Source organism: Nocardia sp. MDA0666, from assembly GCF_003023875.1.
GTDB lineage: Bacteria > Actinomycetota > Actinomycetes > Mycobacteriales > Mycobacteriaceae > Nocardia > Nocardia aobensis.
Genome location: NZ_PYHT01000003.1, coordinates 259153 through 278506, shown reverse-complemented (window position 1 = coordinate 278506; position 19354 = coordinate 259153). Strand labels below are relative to the sequence as shown.

The window sequence follows — 19354 nt, the reverse complement described above, 5'->3', positions numbered from 1 at the left end:
ACCTCCTGCTCACGAGGGCTTTCCGAGCATCGTTGCGCCCGGCGTGCGAGCCGTCCACGCGCCCGGCGTCGGGTCGAGTTTCGTACCCCGGGTCCAATTCCCTCCCGAAACCGGGTAAACTGCTTGGCGTGCAAACCCGCCGAGAGCTGATGCTCACCCGACGCCGCACAGTCGATCTGTGCCGCCTCGGCGGTTGTTGCTGCCTGTGCATGTAGCCGGTCGGCCTTTCGTATCCCTGCCGCCGACCGGTTTCTCCACCGCGTGTGAGATCTCGTCGATCCCCCGGTGATCCGACCTATCTGACGGATAACCCGCAACCGGATAAGCCAGATAAGCCTTCCTTCAGCGCAGGAGCCCCCGTGCCTCAGAACACCAACTCACCCACCGGTCAGGTGGACGTCCGCGGACCGCGGTTCGCGGCGTGGATCACCACCGGTGTCCTCGTGCTGGTCCTGATCGTCTCCGCCTTCTCCACCGCCGGCGCGGCGGTGCTGATCGCTCTGCAGGCGATCGTCTTCGCCCTCGGCGCGCTGTACGGCCCGCGGCGCAGCCCCTACGGGTGGTTGTTCGCCACCTTCGTCGCGCCGCGTGTCGGCCCGGCGACCGAGACCGAGCCGGTGCCGCCGCTGCGGTTCGCGCAGCTGGTCGGTTTCGTGTTCGCGATCGTCGGCTTCGTCGGCTTCGCGGCCGGATCCGGCGTGGTGGGCGCGATCTTCACCGCCTTCGCACTGTTCGCGGCGTTCCTCAACGCGGCGTTCGGAATCTGCCTGGGCTGCAAGATCTATCCGCTCACCCAGCGGTTCACCTCGCGAACCCCGGTCGCTTCGAGCAGCTCGACGAACTGACCGGCCCACAATCCACCGTTCATCTCTCCACATACCCCGGCAAGTCACATCGAAAGGAACAACATGGCTCGCTCCGATGTCCTGGTCTCCGCAGACTGGGTCGAAGAGAACCTCAACACCCCCGGCGTCGTGATCGTCGAGGTCGACGAGGACACCTCCGCCTACGACACGGGCCACATCGAAGGTGCCGTCAAGCTCGATTGGAAGAAGGATCTGCAGGATCCGGTTCGGCGTGACTTCGTCAACCGGGAGCAGTTCTCGGATCTACTGTCGGCCCGCGGTATCGGCAACGATGACACCGTCGTTCTCTACGGTGGCAACAACAACTGGTTCGCGGCGTACGCGTACTGGTACTTCAAGCTCTACGGCCACCAGAACGTCAAGCTGCTCGACGGCGGCCGCAAGAAGTGGGAGCTCGACGCCCGCCCGCTGTCGACCGATGCGGTGACCCGCCCGGCGACCACCTACAAGGCCTCCGAGCAGGACCTGTCGATCCGCGCCTTCCGCGACGACGCAATCCAGGCCATCGGCGTCAAGAACCTCGTCGACGTGCGTTCGCCCGACGAGTTCTCCGGCAAGATTCTCGCTCCCGCGCACCTGCCGCAGGAGCAGAGCCAGCGTCCCGGCCACATCCCCGGCGCCATCAACGTGCCGTGGAGCAAGGCCGCGAACGAGGACGGCACCTTCAAGTCCGACGAGGAACTGGCTTCCATCTACAAGGAAGCGGGCCTCGACGGCGAGAAGGAGACCATCGCCTACTGCCGCATCGGTGAGCGCTCGTCGCACACCTGGTTCGTGCTGCAGGAGCTGCTGGGCCACAAGAACGTCAAGAACTACGACGGGAGCTGGACCGAATACGGCTCCCTCGTCGGTGCACCGATCGAGTTGGGAGCGTAAATAGATATGTGTGCAGCACCTACCCAGGGTCAGGCCCTTCCGGCCAACGTCGACACCGAGAAGGAGACCGTCCTCACCGGACGCGTCCTCGATGCGGACGGTAACCCGGTAGGCGGCGCCTTCGTCCGCCTGCTGGACTCGAGCGACGAGTTCACCGCCGAGGTCGTGGCCTCCGGCACCGGTGATTTCCGCTTCTTCGCCGCGCCCGGCACCTGGACCATCCGGGCCCTGTCGTCGGCCGGCAACGGTTCGGCCAAGGTCAGCCCCGAAGGGGCGGGCGTCCACAACGTCGACGTGAGCGTCGCCAAGTAACACCGACGCGGAGCGTCGCCGGCAGGCGCCGGAAAACTGCGCTCATCGCACGCGAACGGCCCCGGGATTCGTTTTCCCGGGGCCGTTTTCGTCTTCGCCGAGCGGGTCGTTAAACTCCGATATGTGGTCTTAACCTTCGAGATTCTGCTGGTCATCTGCTCCGTGCTGATCGCCTGGTTCGGGCTCTACGTCCTCTACCGGCTCTTCACCGAGTCGTGACCGATTCGGCGAGCGAGAACGTCGAAAACGCAGCGACCAACGGTCACGCCTCACAAGCGCACGCAGAGGGCCGCGAGCCCGACGATGCGGCTCGCCGCAGTCCCGACGATGCGGCTCGCCGCAGTGGCGACGAGGCGGTAGCCGACGCTGCCGAGCGCGCCAAATCGACCGGCGGCCGCAACATCCCGCAGCTGCCGGGTCTGCCGCTGCCCGAGGACACGGCGAATCTGCGGCTGGGTCCCGATCTGAGCGCCTCCATGCTCGCGCTGCTGCCCCTGGTGGGCGTCTGGCGCGGTGAAGGCGAGGGCAACGATCCCGAGCGCGGCGGCGACTACCACTTCGGGCAGCAGATCATCGTCTCCCACGACGGTGGCGACTATCTGGCCTGGGATTCCCGTTCCTGGGTCATCGACGCCGAAGGCAACTACTCCGGCCCCGATCTGCGCGAAAGCGGCTTCTGGCGGGTCGGCATCGACGGCGACGACGAGGTCATCGAACTCCTGCTGACCCACAGCTCCGGAATCGTCGAACTCTTCTACGGTCAGGCCCTCACCCAGTCGTCCTGGGAACTGGCCACCGATGTCGTGATCCGCAGCCAGTCCGGCGCGGTGGTCGGCGGCGCCAAACGCCTGTACGGCATCGTCGAAGGCGGCGACCTGGGCTACGTCGAGGAACGAGTGGAAGCCGACGGCGCCCTGAAGCCCCGCCTCTCCGCCCGCCTCCAGCGCTACATCGGCTGAGCCGAGCCCAAATCCGCATACGGGACGAGGCGGAAACGGGTACGGCCCCCGAGCCTTACCGCGGAGATCTCGTCTCTCGCGATTCCCGGTCGGACAAACCGGGGGCTCGGGGGCCGGGTGACTGCCTTGGATTAGTTCAGCGCTCGCGCGGGGACCGAATCCACTGCAGCGGGCCGCGGTACGGAGACCGCGGCTGTGGCGCTCAACCGGCAGCCACCTCACGCGTCCTCTGAATATCCATTCTTCGAACCACCTCCTTTCCCGTGTACAGACGAAACTACCGGCCGTGGACGCGGGGCTGCAACGGATTTTTCGCAGAGCCGAATCCCCACGCCGACCTGGGCGTTCGCCGGGTCAGGCGGGGACGCGGCGGGTGATCGATATCTCGCCGCCGGGTGCGACCGTGACCACCGTGTCGGCACGGTGGTCCGGGGGCAGCTGGTGGGTGACGACGACCACCGTGCGGTCCGGGTCGACGAGACCGCTGGTTTCGTCGAGCAGTGCGCGCAGCAGTTCGGCACCCGCCGCCGCCTCCATATGTTCGGTGGGTTCGTCCAGCAGCAGGGTGTCGGCGGGGGCGACCAGTGCGCGCGCCAGCAGCAGACGGCGGCGCTGCCCGCCCGAGAGTGCGGCCGCGCCGCCGACCAGATCCGTGTCCACACCCTCCGACAGGGCGTCGAGCCACGGGCCGGAACCGACCGCACGCAGGGCATTTTCGGCCTCCGCATCGGTCACGTCGCCGCGGGCCACCCGGAGGTTCTCCAGGACGGACGTGCCGAAGACGTGGGCGTCCTCGGCGAAGAAGGTCCGGCCGGGGCGCGGTGCGTCGAACAGTCCGGCCCAGCTCATCAGCAGCGTGGTCTTACCTGCCCCGCTCGGACCGACCACCGCGATCCGGCGGCCCGGCGGCAGGTCGGGCAGCGCGCGAATCAGGCGAGCCCGCAGATCACCGGACGCGTAATCGGCCGGCGCCGAGGCATTGTCGTCGGTAGCGACGTCGTCGGTAGCGACCGCCCGCGCCGACTCGGCCGGGTCGATGGCACGAATGCGGCGCAGGGCGGCACGGCCCTTGGTGAGGGCCTGCGCGGCGGCCGGCAGCACCGCCACGGCCTCGAAGGCCGACAGTGGCAGCAGCACCAGTATCGCGAAGGCCATCGGGGTGATACCGCCGGCCGGCGCGGGTTGCAGCGGCTCGGATGTCGCGCCGAAACCGTTGCCGTACAACGTGATTCCGATGAGCAACGCGCCGAGCACACTGGCTCCGACGGACAGCGGGGTCGCCGCGGCGGCCCAGGCGCTGCGTGCGGCCGCCCGGTCCTCGGCGCGTACCGCGCGTGCCGAGGCGGTCGTGGCTGCCGTCGTCGCCGCGTCGAGCCGGCCGGCGACCCGTAGCTCGGCGGCGTGATCGAGCACGGTGACGGCCGCGGCCCGGAACTCGGCACGATCGGATTGCACGGCCAGTTCGGCGTCCCTGGCCGCCCGCGCGGACAACCAGGGGGCGAACCCGCCGGAGACCAGCAGGGCGACCGCGAGGATCACACCGGCAGGCACGGAAATGGTGGCGAGCAGGGCGACGGCGGCGACCGAGAGCAGGATCGCCACGGCGATGGGAACCACCGCCCGCACGACCACGGCACCCAGGTCGTCGATATCCGCGCCGATCCGGGTGAGCAGATCGCCTCGGCGCAGCAGACCGTTCCCTGGTCCGGCACCGGTCCCCGAGTCCGGACGGCCGACTTCTCCCCCCGGTGACAGGCCGGCGGGCCGACATTGCGGGGGCTCGGCTCGGCCGTCGCGTCGCAGCGTCCAGAAATCGGCGCGGGCGAGGGCCGCGTACACCGACGTACGGGCGGTGGTCATCGCGCGCAGTGCCACGTCATGGGTCGCCAGCCGCTCGATGTAGCGGAACAGCCCGCGGGAGATACCCAGCGCGCGCACCGCGACCACGGCGACGCTGAGGTCCAGCACCGGCGGCATCTGCCACGCCCGCGCGATCAGCCACGCCGCCAGCGCCGCCAGCGCGAGTCCACTGCCCAGCGCGATCGTCCCCCAGCAGATCGATACGACCACGCGCCACGGAGAGATCTCCGAAACTCGCCGCAGCTCGCGCAGTTCGGCCCACAGGGATCTCACGGCGTCCACTCCCCCGTCCTCGTCGGGCCGACTCCGATCGGCGCAACGGGCGTGCCCGATGCGTGCGCATCGCCCCGCCGCACCTCGCCCTCCCGATCCGCCGTTGCGGGGGCGACGTGCTCCGGCCCATCCGATTCGCGAGGTCGCTCGGGGCACGTCTTCGCGTCCGCGTCACCGATGTGCTTCGACACACCATCCGCCCGCGAGGTACCCGGCTCGGAACAGGCGGAGTCCTGTCCCTCCGTGCCCGGGGCTTCGGAGTGACGATCCTCGCCGCCGGGAAGCTCGGAATCCACGGGGAAGCCATCGCCCGTGGGCCGAGTCCACCCCACAGCGCGATGCGTCAGCCCTTCTCCGACGTCGTCGTACGCCCGAGAACCGCCGGACCCGTCGATCGGTGGCTGCGCCCGGCGAAGGCCTAGATCGGCCGACTCCCGTTGCGCGGCAGGATGTTCCGCCGGCTTCGGCTCCGTCTGCGCGTGTACCTCGATGATGTGGTCGGCGATGGCGAGCACCGAGGGCCGGTGCGCTACCACGACGACCGTCGCCCCCGCGCGGGCCCGTTCGGTGAGGGCGGCGAGAACGGTGGCTTCGCTGCGCTCGTCGAGATGGGCGGTGGGCTCGTCGAACAGCAGAATCGGCCGGTCGGCGGCCAGCACGCGCACCACTGCCAGGCGTTGGCGCTGGCCGAGGGACAGGCCGAGGCCGCCGGGGCCCACCACGGTGTCCCACCCGTCCGGAAGTTCGGCGAGGACCGCGTCGAAACCCGTTGCCGCGCACGCCTTGTCGACGGCTTCGGCGCGGCGGGCCGCGTCGTCGCCGCCCTCACCGCACCCGGCGTCGCGAGCTCGGGCGCCGAAGAGTTCGAGGTTCTCGCGCAAGGTGCCGGGCAGCAGCACCGGGCGTTGCGGCAACCAGGCGATATGCGACCACCATGCGTCCGGATCGAACTCGCCGACCGGGCGCCCGCCCACCAGAACCGCACCCCGGTCCGGTGACATCAAACCCAATATCACCTGCAGCGCAGTCGATTTCCCGCTGCCGTTGGGGCCGGCGAGAGCGGTCACCGCCCCAGGACGCAGCACACCCGACAATCCGGCGGGTGCGTACCCGTCCCGCGCACGCACCCACACATCACACAGCTCGATATCTCCCGCCGCCGGTTCGACCGTCACCGGGACTCGCACCGCGGGCGGCTCGCCGGATCGCCGAGCGGTGGGGGCATCTGCCCGGGGAGGTCCGCTGGGCGCGGGGACCGCCACCGAGCCGTCCGGGTCCAATACCGCGAAAGCCCGTTCGGCAGCGGCCATTCCGTCCTGCGCGGCATGGAATCTCTCCCCCACCGCACGCAGCGGCAGATAGACCTCCGGGGCGAGGATCAGGCCCAGCAGGCCCGCGTACAACCCCATATGCCCGAAGACCAGCCGCATGCCGATCGACACGGCGACCAGCGCCACGCACAGGGTGGCCAGCATTTCCAGCACCATCGACGACAGGAACGCCATCCGCAGGGTGGCCATGGTCCGCTTGTGCAACGCCTCGCCCAGCTCGCGGACCCGATGCCGCATGGTCGGCGAACCGTCTTCGGCCGCACCGGTTTCCCGGCCGAGCGCCCGCAGCGTCGGCATCCCCGCGAACAGGTCGAGCATCTGCTCCGACAGCCGGGTGGTGGCGGCCAGGGCGTCGGCGGCACGGCCCTGGGTCATCAGCCCGATCAGGATCATAAAGATCGGGATCAGCGGCAGCGTCACCAGGATGATGATCGCCGCGGTGAGGTCGTGCACGGCGATCACGGTCAGCACGATGGGCGGTACCAGCACCGCGAGCAGCAGCGCCGGCAGGTAGCCGGTGAGATAGGCGCGCAGACCGCCCAGGCCGTCGCCGACCACCACCGCGAGTTCGGTACGCCGGCTTTCCATTTCGCGCGGCGGCAGGGCGGCTCCGGCGGCCAGCACGGAATTCTCCAATTCCGCGACCACCTGCGCGCCGGCCCGATGCGCGAGCCGCGACTGCCACCAGCTCGCCAGCGTCCGCACCGCGATCGCCGCCGCCAGGATCGCCGGCTCGGTCGTCCACGCGCCGACCGTGCGCAGGCCGGGCTCGGTGATGACGCCCGCCGCGATCCGGGCCAGCATCAGCGCCGCGACCACGATGCCCGCCGTGATCACCAGCGACAGTCCCACGCTGATGATCAGGTAGCGGCGGGCCGAGCGGGCGTGGCGCCACAGCCGGGGATCGACGGGACGGGCCATCGGGACCTACCGCGCGCCGCTGCGCATCGACAGGCCGATCGGCGCCGGAATCTGCTCGACGGTGATGCGCTTGCGGAACACCCAGTACGTCCAGCCCTGGTAGATCAGCACGACCGGGGTCAGCACCACCGCGACCCAGCTCATCACGACCAGCGTGTAGTGCGTGGAGGAGGCGCTGACGGTGGGATGCCCGTCGACCATCCGGCCGTCGACGGTGAGCCCGTAGGCGGCGTCGATGGTGGACGGCAGCACGTACGGGAACAGGGCACCGAACAGCAGCACGATCGCGGCGACCACGGTGACGGCGGTGCCGGTGAACGCCCAGCCGTCACGGTGCCGAAGCACCGCACCACCCGCGAGCAGCAGGCCGAAGACCGCCACGCCCAACGGAATCCACGTCCATCCCTGGCCGTGGGCCAACTGCGTCCACAGCGCGAACGCGCCGGCGACCACGGTGGCAGGCAACCAGACAACCCGGGCGATCCGCTCGGCACTCTCGCGAATGTCGCCACCGGTCTTCAAGGCGATGAACACCGCGCCGTGCAGGATGAACAACAGCAGCAGCGTCAGGGCGCCGAGCAGGCCGTAGGGGTTGATCAGGCCGAGCAGACCGCCCTCGATCTGCTTGTGCGCGTTGAGCTGTACTCCGTGCACGATATTCGCGAAGGCCAGCCCCCAGGCCAGGGCGGGCACCCAGGAACCGAAGACGATCGCGGCGTCACACCACCTGTACCAGCGCGGATCATGGATCTTTCCGCGCCATTCGATCGCCACCGCACGCACGATCAACGCCACCAGAATCAGCAGCAGCGCCAGATAGAACCCGGAGAACAGGCTGGCGTACCACTCCGGGAAGGCGGCGAACATCGCACCGCCGGCGGTGATCAGCCACACCTCGTTGCCGTCCCAGACCGGCCCGATCGTGTTGAGTACGGCACGTTTTCGCGTTTCGTCGCCGCGGCCGATGATCGGCATCAGTATGCCGACGCCGAAATCGAAACCCTCGAGCACGAAGTAGCCGGTGAACAGCACACCGATCAGCAAGAACCAGAATTCGGGCAGACTCATCCTCGGCTCCTCAGTACGCGAACGAAAGCTTCTCGACCGCAGACGTTTCCGTCTCCGCGGGTGGCTGTTCAGGTCCCTCGATCACATAGCGCCGCATGAGGAAGAACCACACGACCGCCAGGGCGCCGTACACCAGTGTGAAGACGATCAGCGAGGTCAGCACGGTGCCGGCGGTATGCCCGGAGACGGCCTGCTGCACGGTCATCCGGATGGCCGGATTACCGGTCGGATTCGGTGCGACCACCCAGGGCTGGCGGCCCATTTCGGTGAAGACCCAGCCCGCGCTGTTGGCCAGGAACGGCGTCGGAATGCAGATCAGGCTCACCCACTTGAACCAGGGCTGATCCGGTATCCGGCCGCGCCGGGTCATCCAGAAGCCCAGCAGCGCGATCACCGCCGAGCCCGCCGCCCAGCCGATCATGGCACGGAAGGTCCAGTAGGTGACGAACAGATTCGGCCGGTAGTCGCCCGGGCCGAATTTCTCGTTGTAGCTCGCCTGCAGGTCCTTGACGCCCTGCAGCGTCACGCCGCTGAACTTGCCTTCGGCAAGGTACGGCAGCACGCCGGGCACCTCGAGGACGCGGGTGATGCTGTCGCAGTTGTTGTGGGTGCCGACGGTCAGCACCGAGAAATCCGGATCGGTTTCGGTGTGGCACAACGATTCCGCCGAAGCCATCTTCATCGGCTGCTGTTTGAACATCAGCTTGCCCTGGATGTCGCCGGTGAATATCAGTGCGATGCCGGCGATCACGATCACCCACATCCCGGCGCGGGCGGCGGGCCGCCACATACCGCGCGCCTCCGCCATCAACTCCGGATGACCCGAGCGGGCGTTGCGGACCATCCACCAGCCGCCGATACCCGCGACGAAGGTGCCGGCCGTGAGGAACGCGCCCGCGACGACGTGTGGGAAGGCCGCCAGCGCGGTGTTGTTGGTCAGCAGCGCGCTGATGCTCTCCAGTTCGGCGCGGCCGGATTCGGGGTTGTAGCGGGCGCCGACCGGATGCTGCATGAACGAGTTCGCGGCGATGATGAAGTAGGCGGAGGCGTTCACGCCGATCGCGACCAGCCAGATGGTGGCCAGGTGGACCAGTTTCGGCAGCCGCGACCAGCCGAAGATCCACAGGCCCAGGAAGGTCGATTCCAGGAAGAACGCGGCCAGGCCCTCCATGGCCAGCGGGGCGCCGAAGACATCGCCGACGAAGCGCGAGTATTCGCTCCAGTTCATACCGAACTGGAACTCCTGCACGATGCCGGTGGCGACGCCGAGCGCGAAGTTGATCATGAACAACTTGCCGAAGAACTTCGTCAGCCGGTACCAATGATCCTTACCCGTGATCACCCATGCGGTCTGCATCCCGGCGACCAAGGGCGCGAGGCCGATGGTGAGCGGTACGAAGATGAAGTGATAGACGGTCGTGATCCCGAACTGCCAACGTGAGACGTCGACGACATCCATCCGGCGGCCTCCTGTGTCATGCGGGATATCCACACGTACTACGACATGTCGTAGTAGAGCCTACGCCGGAACAGCCGTGGGGCAACGAGTCCTACGTCACGACATTCCAACAATTATTGCTGCGCGGTAACGGGTTCCGATCCGACTCCGACACGACGATCGAATCAGGTCCAGTCGGCGATATTCCAGGCTCGCTCGATCCCGCGATTCACGAGATCCGCGATCTCTTCGGCACAATCCGGCGCCGACATCCGCAGCCCGTCCAACGTCGCCACCCGCGCGGCGAGCGTGATGCTCGACAGTAGCCAAACACTGTCGGCGGTAACGAGATCCGCGGTGAACAGCGATTTGTAGCTGCAGTCCCAGCCGGCCTTCCCCGCCTCGACGAACAGGGCTCGCTGAGTGATGCCGGGCAGCACGCCGTCGCGCGCGGGCGGGGTGAGCAACTGCTTGTCGCGCTGGATCACGACCGTCGAGCGCGGTCCCTCCAGCACACGATGCTCGGTGCTGGTGAAGATCACGTCGTCGGCGTCCTGGCGGGCCGCGAAACGCAGCGCCGCCATATTCGTCGCATAGGAGAGCGTCTTGGCGCCGAGCAGCAGCCACGGAGCGGTGGCCGCGAGTTCGGTGGAGATGCCGCGGGTGAGGGTGATCACCGAGATACCTTCGGCGCGAGCCTTACTCACCCGCTCGGCGACCGCGCTCACCAGCACGTAGCCGGTGAGATCCGGTGCCGGGCCCGACAGTTCGCCCGAACCGACCCGTCTGGACTCGGCGCCGTCGCGACCCCGGGTCACGATCATGCGCAGCACGCCCTCGCGGTCGGACCCCCATTCCTTGACCGCGGATTCCACCGCGGTGCGCCACTGGGCGACGTCGGGGTCCGGCAGGTCCAGCGCCTGGGCCGAGCGGCGTAGCCGAGCCAGGTGTAATTCCAATGCACTCGCTTTACCGTCACGCACCAGAACCGTCTCGAAGACGCCGTCGCCGCGCAACGCGCCGATGTCGTCCGCGAAGAGCAACGGCTCGTCCGGATTCCGGACGGTACCGTCGAGTGTCACCAGAACTCGATCCACCATGCGTGGCAGCCTAGGCGAATCGAGCGCTCCAGGCGTGGGTACGCAATCGTCCGGCAACGCCCGGGCGAGCCCCGCGCCCACAGGCGTATCCACGGCATACTCACCGCACACCTGCGGCAACCCGCTGCGCGGCGCGGGTCGGCGCGACCGCCTATTGTGGAAAACGTGTCCGTGGTTGCCGCCCCCAGTCCACTGCTCGGTCTCCCAGGGGCCGTGCCCGGCCCGCCCGAAAGTCCCGATGCCGCGGTCGCCTGGCATTACGGCGATCCCTTCGGGGAACAGCGTGCCGCGGCCCAGCGTGTCGCTCTCGTGGACCGTTCCCAACGTTTCGTGGCGAGGATCACCGGCGCCGAACGGCTGAGCTGGCTGCACACGATTTCCAGCCAGCACATCGCCGACCTGGGCGACGGCCGGTCCGCCGAGAATCTGGATCTGGACCTCAACGGACGCGTCCAGCACCATTTCGTGCTCACCGAACTCGACGGCACGGTGTGGATCGATACCGAAGCCGACCGCGGCCCCGCGCTGCTCGACTTCCTGCAGAAGATGGTCTTCTGGGCCGACGCGAAACCCGAGGCCGCTCCGGACCACGCGGTCTTGAGCCTGCTCGGACCGCGGGTGAGCGACCTGACCGAGACGCTCGGAATCGCGGCCCTGCCGCAGGTGTACGGCGCGGTCGCCCTGCCCGGCGGCGGATTCCTGCGCCGGATGCCGTGGCCCACCGAGGACTCCTACGACCTGGTCGTACCGCGCGAGCGGCTGAGCGAGCTGTGGACGGCGCTGACCGCGGCCGGCGCCGAACCGGCCGGACTGTGGGCATTCGAGGCGCTGCGAGTGGCCGCACTGCGCCCGCGTATCGGCGTCGACACCGACGATCGGACCATTCCGCACGAGGCCCACTGGATCGGCGGCCCGGACGAATTCGGCGCGGTCCATCTGAACAAGGGTTGCTATCGCGGGCAGGAAACCGTGGCCCGCGTGCACAATCTCGGTAAACCGCCGCGGCATCTGGTGCTGCTGCACCTGGACGGCTCCGCCGATGCCCGGCCCGCGGCCGGTGACGCGGTGACCGCCAGCGGCCGCGCGGTCGGCCGGCTCGGCACTGTGATCGACCATTTCGAACTGGGACCGATCGCACTCGCGCTGATCAAACGCGCCATTCCCGCCGACACCCGGCTGGAGGCCGGTCCGATGGCCGCCGCCATCGATCCGGATTCGATCCCGTCCGATGACGAGCCGCAGGCCGGCCGGCTCGCCGTGGACAAGTTGCGCGGCCGGTGAACGCGCCCGCAGCGCCCCGGGAAATCGGCGCGATCGGCCACGTGCTCGCGGTCTGTGTCCTGCATGCCGAACTCGAGGTGCCCGCGAAGGTGAGCCGGGTCGGCCGGACCGCGATCGACAAGCGCCCGGTCGCCGACCGGGTCGCGGTCCGCGCACTGGGCCTGGCCGGTGACCACGTCTGCGATACGAAACACCACGGCGGCGTCCACCAGGCCGTCTACGCCTATGCCGACGAGGACGCGCGGCAGTGGGGCGAGCAACTGGGCCGCACACTGGCTCCCGGCTGGTTCGGTGAGAATCTGCGGGTGTCCGGGCTGCCGGTCAGCGATGCGGTGATCGGTGAACGGTGGCGCGTCGGCGAGGCGGTGCTCGAGGTGAGCGCACCGCGTGTGCCGTGCGCGACCTTCGGGCACTGGTCCGGTGAGAAGCAGTGGGTCAAGCGCTTCACCCTGCAGGCCGATACCGGCGCCTACCTGCGGGTGCTGACCGAGGGCACGATCGGGGCCGGTGACCGGGTGCACGTCGACCACATTCCCGAGCACGGCATCACGGTCCGCGACCTGTTCACCGGCCACGATCCGGCCCGGCTGGAGCATCTACTCGCCGCCGAACCGACGATCTCCGACGATGTGCGCATGCAGATCGCCCGGCATGCGCGGCGGACCGCCAACGCGGCGCGGACCACCGCGCCCGCCGAAGGGCTCGGCATCGCGGCGAGGTCGGATGCGACGGCCGGCCGGACGGCGTCGAAGCCGGCGGCGACCGGGGCCGCCACGCCGCACTCGGCGATGCCGGGCGGGGCGGTGCTGCGGGCGGAGGCATCGGGTGCGACGGCTGCCGGCAGCGCGGAGGGAGGAGACCGGCCATGAGTGTGGAACTGGTGGAAGTGGTTCGCTCCGGCTTCCGCGAATGTGTGCACCGCGGGTCGGTGGTGATCGTCGAACCCGACGGGGAGCCCTCGCTCACCCTGGGTGAGGTGCATCTGCCGATCTTCCCGCGGTCGACGAACAAACCCATGCAGGCGATCACCTTGCTGCGCAACGGTTTCGAGCCGGTGGACGAGGCCGAACTGGCCATCGCCACCGCCTCGCATTTCGGCGAACCCGACCATCTGGCGCTGGTACGGCGGTTGCTGGAACGCTTCGGCTTCGACGAGAACAGCCTGGAGTGCCCGCCGGATCTGCCGATGGGCGAACAGGCCCGCGCCGAGGCGCTGGCCGGGCGCGATCGTCACTCGGCCCCGCGCAAGATCTACATGAACTGCTCGGGCAAACATGCCGCGATGCTGGCGACCTGTGTGATCAACGGCTGGCCGGCGACCGGATATCTCGACCCCTCCCATCCGCTGCAGCGGGCGGTCACGGCGACGATCGCCGACATCACCGGCGAACCCGAGACCGACCTCGGCATCGACGGCTGCGGCCTGCCGATCGTCCCGGTCTCGCTGATCAACCTGGCCCGCGCCTACGCCCGTCTCGCCACCGCCGCCCCCGGATCGCCGGAACGCCGGGTCGCGGACGCGATTCGCCACCACCCCCGAGTGATTTCGGGCACGGACGCCCCCGATCTCGAGACCATGCGCGCGACCCCGGGACTGGTCTGCAAGATCGGGGCGGACGGTGTGCACGCGGGGGCCCTGCCGGACGGCCGCGCCTTCGCCTACAAGATCGATGACGGCCACGACCGCGCCCGGATGCCGCTGACGCAGGCGATTCTCCAGCGTATGGGGGTCGAGTGGACCGAGGCCCACACCGCGCTCGCCGGGCCGCCGGTACTGGGCGGCGGGGCGCGGGTCGGCATCATCCGGGCAATCCCGGGTGCGGTGTAGAAGCTCACCATTTCGCCGAAGCCCCGCTCGACCGCCCCGCCGACGGTGGATGTTCCGCAGTCTTCACCCACTCCTGGAAGCGCGACCGCCTGACACACGCTAAAGTGTCTGTCAGGAAGATTATTAATTCGAACGGGGCCGCCAACCACCCCAGGCCGCCCCGCAGTGACGCGAGGGGGTCAGCCATGGGCCGTGGCCGGGCTAAGGCAAAGCAGACCAAGGTTGCACGCGAGCTGAAGTACAGCTCGCCGTCGACCGACTTCGCGAGCCTTCAGCGCGAGCTGTCGGGGCACACCCCCCGGCGGAGCGGTTTGCTGTCCGAAGAACACGATTCGGACGAATCGCTCAAGCGCTGGGAGGAAGATGAGGACTACGACGACTGGCGCCGCTGACTCCGATCGACGCGTTGCAGGGGGAGGCCTGAGGGGCCTCCCCCTTCGCACGTCGCGCAGCGTTTTCGGCCGATAGGGTCGACCGATCCCACCTCGATGAGGGCTCGTAGTACGGGATGCCGCCGCGGGTATCAGTGATACCGAGGGCGGCACTACCCGCGTCGAACGTGCCTCGGCACACTGCCGCCCCGCCGCGCTTCCGCCGGTCGCCTTCGGATGCCGCAGCGGCTCAATCGAACGACAATCGCCTCCTCGAACCGGGCCGTACCCGGGTCGAGGAGGCGATCGTATTTCCGGTCAGAATCGGGGATGTTCGCCGAGCAGCGCCACGCGCGCGGCGTCGGCGTCCTTGGCCTTCTTGACCGATCCCAGGGTCCAGCATTCGATATGCCGCGCGGTCAGCACCGCGAGCGCACGATCGGCATCCTCGGGGGCGACGACGGCGACCATACCGACGCCCATGTTGAAGGTCTTCTCCATCTCCGCCCGCTCGACCCGGCCGCGCTGCGCGATCAGCTTGAAGATCGGCGCGGGATTCCAGGTGCCGCGGTCGATTTCGGCGACCAGCCCGGCCGGCAGCACCCGAGCCAGATTGTTCGCCAGACCGCCGCCGGTGACGTGCGCGAAGGTGCGCACATCGGTCTCGGCGATCAGTGCCAGACAATCCTTGGCATAGATCTTGGTAGGTTCCAGCAACTCTTCGCCCAGGGTGCGGCCGAATTCCTCGACGTGCCCGGTGAGGGCCATCCGATCGATGTCGAGCAGCACCCGGCGCGCCAGGCTGTAGCCGTTGGAATGCAGGCCCGAGGAGCCCATCGCGATGACGACGTCGCCGGGCCGGACCCGGTCCGGTCCCAGCACCTCGTCCGCCTCCACGACGCCGACGCCGGTCGCGGAGATGTCGTAGTCGTCGGCGCCCATCAGGCCCGGATGCTCGGCGGTCTCGCCGCCCAGCAGCGCACATCCGGCCTGGATGCAGCCCTCGGCGATACCGGACACGATCTGCGCGACCCGTTCCGGAACCACCTTGCCGACGGCGATGTAATCCTGCAGGAACAGCGGTTCCGCGCCGCAGACGACCAGATCGTCGACGACCATGGCGACCAGGTCCAGGCCGACCGTGTCGTGCTTGTCCAGCGCCTGCGCGACCGCGATCTTGGTGCCCACACCGTCGGTGGAGGCGGCCAGCAGCGGTTCCCGGTAGCCACCCTTGAGCGCGAACAATCCGGCGAAACCGCCCAGACCGCCCTGCACCTCGGGCCGGCTGGCCTTCTTGGCCAGCGGCGCGAACAACTCGACTGCGCGGTCGCCGGCCTCGATGTCGACACCGGCGGCGGCATACGACGCGCCTCCGGATTGGGCCTCGTCGGCGCCGGTGTCGTTCACACCGGCACCACTCGGGGTCTGCTCAGTCATTGTTCGGGAAAGCTCCAAACCGAATCGGCGGACAGATGCCTGATCACGCTACCGGAGCCGGATAACGAGACTGCACCGGTATTGGGCTGCACGCACGGATTCGAGGCTACCGTCACATCCCCCATTGACATACATACGGTATGTAGGTAACTCTGGAACACATCACCCCCACTCCGGAAGGCATCTCATGGGAATCAGCACCAGCCTCGGCCCGATTCGACACGTCGCGGTGCCGGGCGGCCGCATCCGCTATCACGACACCGGTTCCGGTTCGCCGGTGGTCTTCGTGCACGGTCTGCTCGTCAACGCCGATCTGTGGCGCAAGGTGGTGCCGGACGTCGCCGCGGCCGGGCATCGCTGCCTCACCCCGGACTGGCCGTTCGGCTCGCATTCGGAGCCGATGCCCGCCGCCGACCTGTCCCCGACCGGCGCGGCGGATCTGATCGCGGCGTTCCTGCGGGAACTCGATCTCACCGACGTCACCCTGGTGGCCAACGACACCGGCGGGGCGATCACGCAGATCATGCTGTCGCGCGACCGCAGCCGCGTCGGGCGCGTGGTGTTCACCAACTGCGACGCCTACGAGAAGTTCTTCCCGCAGCCGTTCACTCCGCTGCCGCGACTCTCGCGCGTGCCCGGCCTGCTCACCGCGGTTCTGCAGAGCCTGCGTTTCCGGCCGGCCCAGCGTCTGCCCATCGCCTACGGGCTGGTCACGAAACAGCCGCTGCCGCACGAGATCGCGGATTCGTATCTGCTGCCGAGCCGCAACTCCGCGGCGATCCGCGCCGACCTGCGCCGGTTCCTGCGCGATATCCACAAGCGTCACACCCTCGCGGCCGCACGCAGTTTCGGCGAGTGGGATCTGCCGGTGCTGCTGGCCTGGGCACCCGAGGACAAGGTGTTCCGGCTCGAGTTCGCGCAGCGACTGGCACACGATCTGCCCGACGCCACCCTGCGCACGATCGAGGATTCGCTCACCTTCATCGCCGAGGACCAGCCCGAGTTGCTCAGCCGGTTGATCGTGGAGTTCACTCGGCTGCATGCCACGCCGTAGCCAGGAGGACAGATCACGCGCGACGCGGGCAAGTCTGGAGGCGGTCGGGCGGCGGCTGTTCGCCGAACGCGGATATTCCGCGGTGTCGGCGGAAGAGATCGTCGCCGCGGCCGGTGTCACCCGCGGCGCGCTGCATCATCACTACGGCGACAAGCGTGGCCTGTTCATCGCGGTACTGGAACAACTCGAGGCGGACAACACCGAGGAGATCAGGCAGGCGATCGACGCCCTGCCCGACCCGACCGATCTGCTGGCCGCGATGGCGACCGGCCTGCATACCTTCCTCGCATTCAGCCGCCGCCCGGAAACCGTCCGGATCGCCATGTCGGACGGTCCGGCGGTACTCGGCTGGCAGGGCTGGCGGGAGATGGAAGCGCGCCACGGCCTCGGCCTGATCATGAATCAGCTGGAACTGGCCGTGGAGTCCGGACTCGCGCCCGCGGTCCCGGTCCGCACCCTGGCCCAATTGATTCTGGCCGCTGTCACCGAGGCGGGCATGATCGTCGCGCACGCCGACGATCCGGATGCGGCCGGCGCCGAGGCCGAGCAGTGCATTCTGATGATGGTCGGCGGATTGCTCACACCGTCGAGCACGTCACCGAGCCCCTAGCCCAACCGGATCGACGGCGAATGCGCTTGCGCCACAGGCTGATTCGGCCAGATCCTCGATGAACACGCCGGGCCGCCACGACGACAGGCCCGGCCACGTCACCCGTGCCGCTCAGGGGCGGCTGAGCGCGCTCGCGTTGGCGTTCTCGCCCAGCAGTTCCGATTCCGGCTTACCGGAGAGAATCCCCTCGAGCACGTTCTTGCCCACGGCGGCCTCGTCGGGCAGCGGGATCGGGTATTTGCCGTCGAAGCAGGCGCAGCACAACCGGGTGCGCGGCTGCTCGGTGGCGGCGATCATGCCATCGAGCGAGATATAGCCCAGGCTGTCGGCGCCGATGGAACGGCGCACGCTCTCGACCATGGCCGCTTCCGAATCCTGCGAGCCCTCCGCCAGTTCCGGTCCGGCGCCGTTGGCGATCAGCTCGGCCGGCGAGGCGAAGTCGATGCCGTAGAAGCACGGCCACTTGACCGGCGGTGAGGCGATGCGCACGTGGATCTCCAGCGCCCCGGCCTCGCGCAGCATCCGGATCAGGGCGCGCTGGGTGTTGCCGCGGACGATCGAGTCGTCGACCACGATCAACCGCTTCCCGCGAATCACCTCGCGCAACGGGTTGAGCTTGAGCCGGATACCGAGCTGGCGGATGGTCTGGCTGGGCTGGATGAAGGTACGGCCCACATAGGCGTTCTTCATCAGTCCCTGGCCGTAGGGCACACCGGATCCCTGGGCGTAGCCCACCGCGGCGGGCGTACCGGATTCCGGGACCGGGATCACCAGATCGGCGTCGACGGGATGTTCGGCAGCCAGCCGGCGGCCGATGTCGACCCGGGTGGCGTGCACCGAGCGACCGGCGATCGTCGAATCCGGCCGGGCCAGGTAGACGTATTCGAAGACACAGCCCTTCGGTTCGGGATTGGCGAACCGCAGCGAACGCACCCCGTCCGCGTCTATCGCCAGCAGTTCACCCGGCTCGATCTCGCGGACGAACGAAGCGCCCACGATGTCGAGCGCGGCGGTCTCGCTGGCAACCACCCAGCCGCGGTCGAGGCGGCCCAGGCACAGCGGCCGCACGCCCTGCGGGTCTCGCGCCGCGTAGAGGGTGTGCTCGTCCATGAAGGTCAGGCAGAAGGCGCCGCGCAGCGTGGGCAGCAACTCCATGGCCGCCTGCTCGATGCTCTTGTCGGCCGCGGCATGGGCCAGCAGCGCCGTCATCACATCCGAATCCGAGGTGGCGGTGATCGCGCTGCCCGGCAGGCGGCCGTTGATCAGACCCAACTCCCGGGCCCGGGTCGCCAATTCGGCGGTGTTGACCAGATTTCCGTTGTGTCCCAACGCGAGTCCGGTGCCGACCGCGGTGGTCCGGAAGATCGGCTGCGCGTTCTCCCAGATGGTGGAACCGGTGGTCGAATAACGGCAGTGCCCGATGGCGATATGCCCGGGCATCGCCGCCAGCGTCTGCTCGTCGAAGACTTGCGAGACCAGGCCCAGGTCTTTGAACACCAGCACCTGCGCACCGTCGGCGACCGCGATACCGGCGGCCTCCTGTCCGCGGTGCTGCAAGGCATAGAGGCCGTAATACGTGAGCTTGGCCACATCCTCGCCCGGAGCCCAGACGCCGAAGACGCCACACTCCTCGCGGGGCTCGTTCTCAGGCTCGTCGACTGCGGAGGTGTTTCGGCCTGCGGCGGTCTTCGGGATAGACAGATCGGCGTGGGTCACCGTTTGCTCCCTGTTAGTCGGGCGGGGGGCACTCATCAGTCTACGGGTCATCC

At 68.6% G+C, this 19354-nt stretch carries 15 protein-coding genes and 2 pseudogenes; 10 read left to right on the top strand and 7 right to left on the bottom strand.

Translation table 11 applies throughout. The features are described 5' to 3' along the window. The first annotated feature begins 359 nt into the window (after positions 1 to 359). The 4 genes from C8258_RS07635 (at position 360) to C8258_RS07620 (ending at position 3013) form a co-directional block, all read left to right on the top strand. Complete coding sequence (locus tag C8258_RS07635; protein ID WP_233224928.1) at positions 360 to 845, top strand: DUF4395 domain-containing protein; 486 nt, start codon at positions 360 to 362, stop codon at positions 843 to 845. A 63-nt stretch (positions 846 to 908) separates the two neighbouring features. Then, positions 909 to 1742 carry a sulfurtransferase gene (locus tag C8258_RS07630; protein ID WP_036497794.1) on the top strand — a complete coding sequence of 278 codons (834 nt, stop codon included), beginning with the start codon at positions 909 to 911 and terminating at the stop codon, positions 1740 to 1742. Positions 1743 to 1748: 6 nt separating this feature from the next. After that, positions 1749 to 2054, top strand: coding sequence for a DUF1416 domain-containing protein (locus tag C8258_RS07625; RefSeq protein ID WP_036497793.1), 306 nt, complete (start codon positions 1749 to 1751; stop codon positions 2052 to 2054). Positions 2055 to 2269: 215 nt separating this feature from the next. Then, on the top strand, positions 2270 to 3013 hold the full coding sequence (locus tag C8258_RS07620) for an FABP family protein (RefSeq protein ID WP_063011839.1): 744 nt from the start codon (positions 2270 to 2272) through the stop codon (positions 3011 to 3013). Between the two features lie 354 nt (positions 3014 to 3367). On the opposite strand, the gene cydC is transcribed toward C8258_RS07620, so the two are convergent. From cydC to C8258_RS07595, 5 genes and pseudogenes are all read right to left on the bottom strand, one after another. Then, the gene (gene cydC, locus C8258_RS07615) at positions 3368 to 5146 is read right to left on the bottom strand and encodes a thiol reductant ABC exporter subunit CydC (RefSeq protein WP_369974727.1); all 1779 of its coding nucleotides are present in this window, start codon (positions 5144 to 5146) and stop codon (positions 3368 to 3370) included. 467 nt (positions 5147 to 5613) lie between these two features. After that, positions 5614 to 7398, bottom strand: a pseudogene (gene cydD, locus C8258_RS07610) (thiol reductant ABC exporter subunit CydD); the annotation flags it as partial. 6 nt (positions 7399 to 7404) lie between these two features. Beyond that, complete coding sequence (gene cydB / locus C8258_RS07605; protein ID WP_106954535.1) at positions 7405 to 8466, bottom strand: cytochrome d ubiquinol oxidase subunit II; 1062 nt, start codon at positions 8464 to 8466, stop codon at positions 7405 to 7407. A 10-nt stretch (positions 8467 to 8476) separates the two neighbouring features. Then, positions 8477 to 9925 carry a cytochrome ubiquinol oxidase subunit I gene (locus C8258_RS07600; RefSeq protein ID WP_106954534.1) on the bottom strand — a complete coding sequence of 483 codons (1449 nt, stop codon included), beginning with the start codon at positions 9923 to 9925 and terminating at the stop codon, positions 8477 to 8479. 164 nt (positions 9926 to 10089) lie between these two features. Next, positions 10090 to 11004: an aminodeoxychorismate lyase gene (locus tag C8258_RS07595; RefSeq protein WP_106954533.1), complete on the bottom strand. Its 915-nt coding sequence runs from the start codon at positions 11002 to 11004 to the stop codon at positions 10090 to 10092. 165 nt (positions 11005 to 11169) lie between these two features. Between C8258_RS07595 and C8258_RS07590 the strand changes: the two genes are divergently transcribed. From C8258_RS07590 to C8258_RS07575, 4 genes and pseudogenes are all read left to right on the top strand, one after another. Beyond that, positions 11170 to 12285: a folate-binding protein YgfZ gene (locus C8258_RS07590; RefSeq protein WP_369974721.1), complete on the top strand. Its 1116-nt coding sequence runs from the start codon at positions 11170 to 11172 to the stop codon at positions 12283 to 12285. A 23-nt stretch (positions 12286 to 12308) separates the two neighbouring features. After that, positions 12309 to 12932: pseudogene (locus tag C8258_RS07585) on the top strand (MOSC domain-containing protein); the annotation flags it as partial. A gap of 218 nt (positions 12933 to 13150) precedes the next feature. Continuing rightward, a complete protein-coding gene (locus C8258_RS07580) occupies positions 13151 to 14113 on the top strand; it encodes an asparaginase (RefSeq protein WP_106954531.1) in 963 nt (320 codons plus the stop codon). A gap of 185 nt (positions 14114 to 14298) precedes the next feature. After that, on the top strand, positions 14299 to 14505 hold the full coding sequence (locus C8258_RS07575; protein WP_106954530.1) for a DUF3073 domain-containing protein: 207 nt from the start codon (positions 14299 to 14301) through the stop codon (positions 14503 to 14505). A 297-nt stretch (positions 14506 to 14802) separates the two neighbouring features. Here C8258_RS07575 and purM read toward each other — a convergent pair whose 3' ends face one another. After that, entirely contained in the window at positions 14803 to 15921 is a 1119-nt protein-coding gene (purM, locus tag C8258_RS07570) for a phosphoribosylformylglycinamidine cyclo-ligase (protein ID WP_051024195.1), read from the bottom strand. A 187-nt stretch (positions 15922 to 16108) separates the two neighbouring features. Between purM and C8258_RS07565 the strand changes: the two genes are divergently transcribed. After that, positions 16109 to 16975: an alpha/beta fold hydrolase gene (locus C8258_RS07565; RefSeq protein WP_106954529.1), complete on the top strand. Its 867-nt coding sequence runs from the start codon at positions 16109 to 16111 to the stop codon at positions 16973 to 16975. After that, positions 16962 to 17585, top strand: coding sequence for a TetR/AcrR family transcriptional regulator (locus tag C8258_RS07560; protein WP_106954528.1), 624 nt, complete (start codon positions 16962 to 16964; stop codon positions 17583 to 17585). Before C8258_RS07565 ends, C8258_RS07560 begins: the two co-directional genes overlap by 14 nt. 111 nt (positions 17586 to 17696) lie before the next feature. Here C8258_RS07560 and purF read toward each other — a convergent pair whose 3' ends face one another. Next, positions 17697 to 19301 (bottom strand): amidophosphoribosyltransferase, encoded by a 1605-nt coding sequence (purF, locus tag C8258_RS07555; protein ID WP_036497769.1) that lies wholly within the window; start codon positions 19299 to 19301, stop codon positions 17697 to 17699. Positions 19302 to 19354 lie beyond the last annotated feature (53 nt).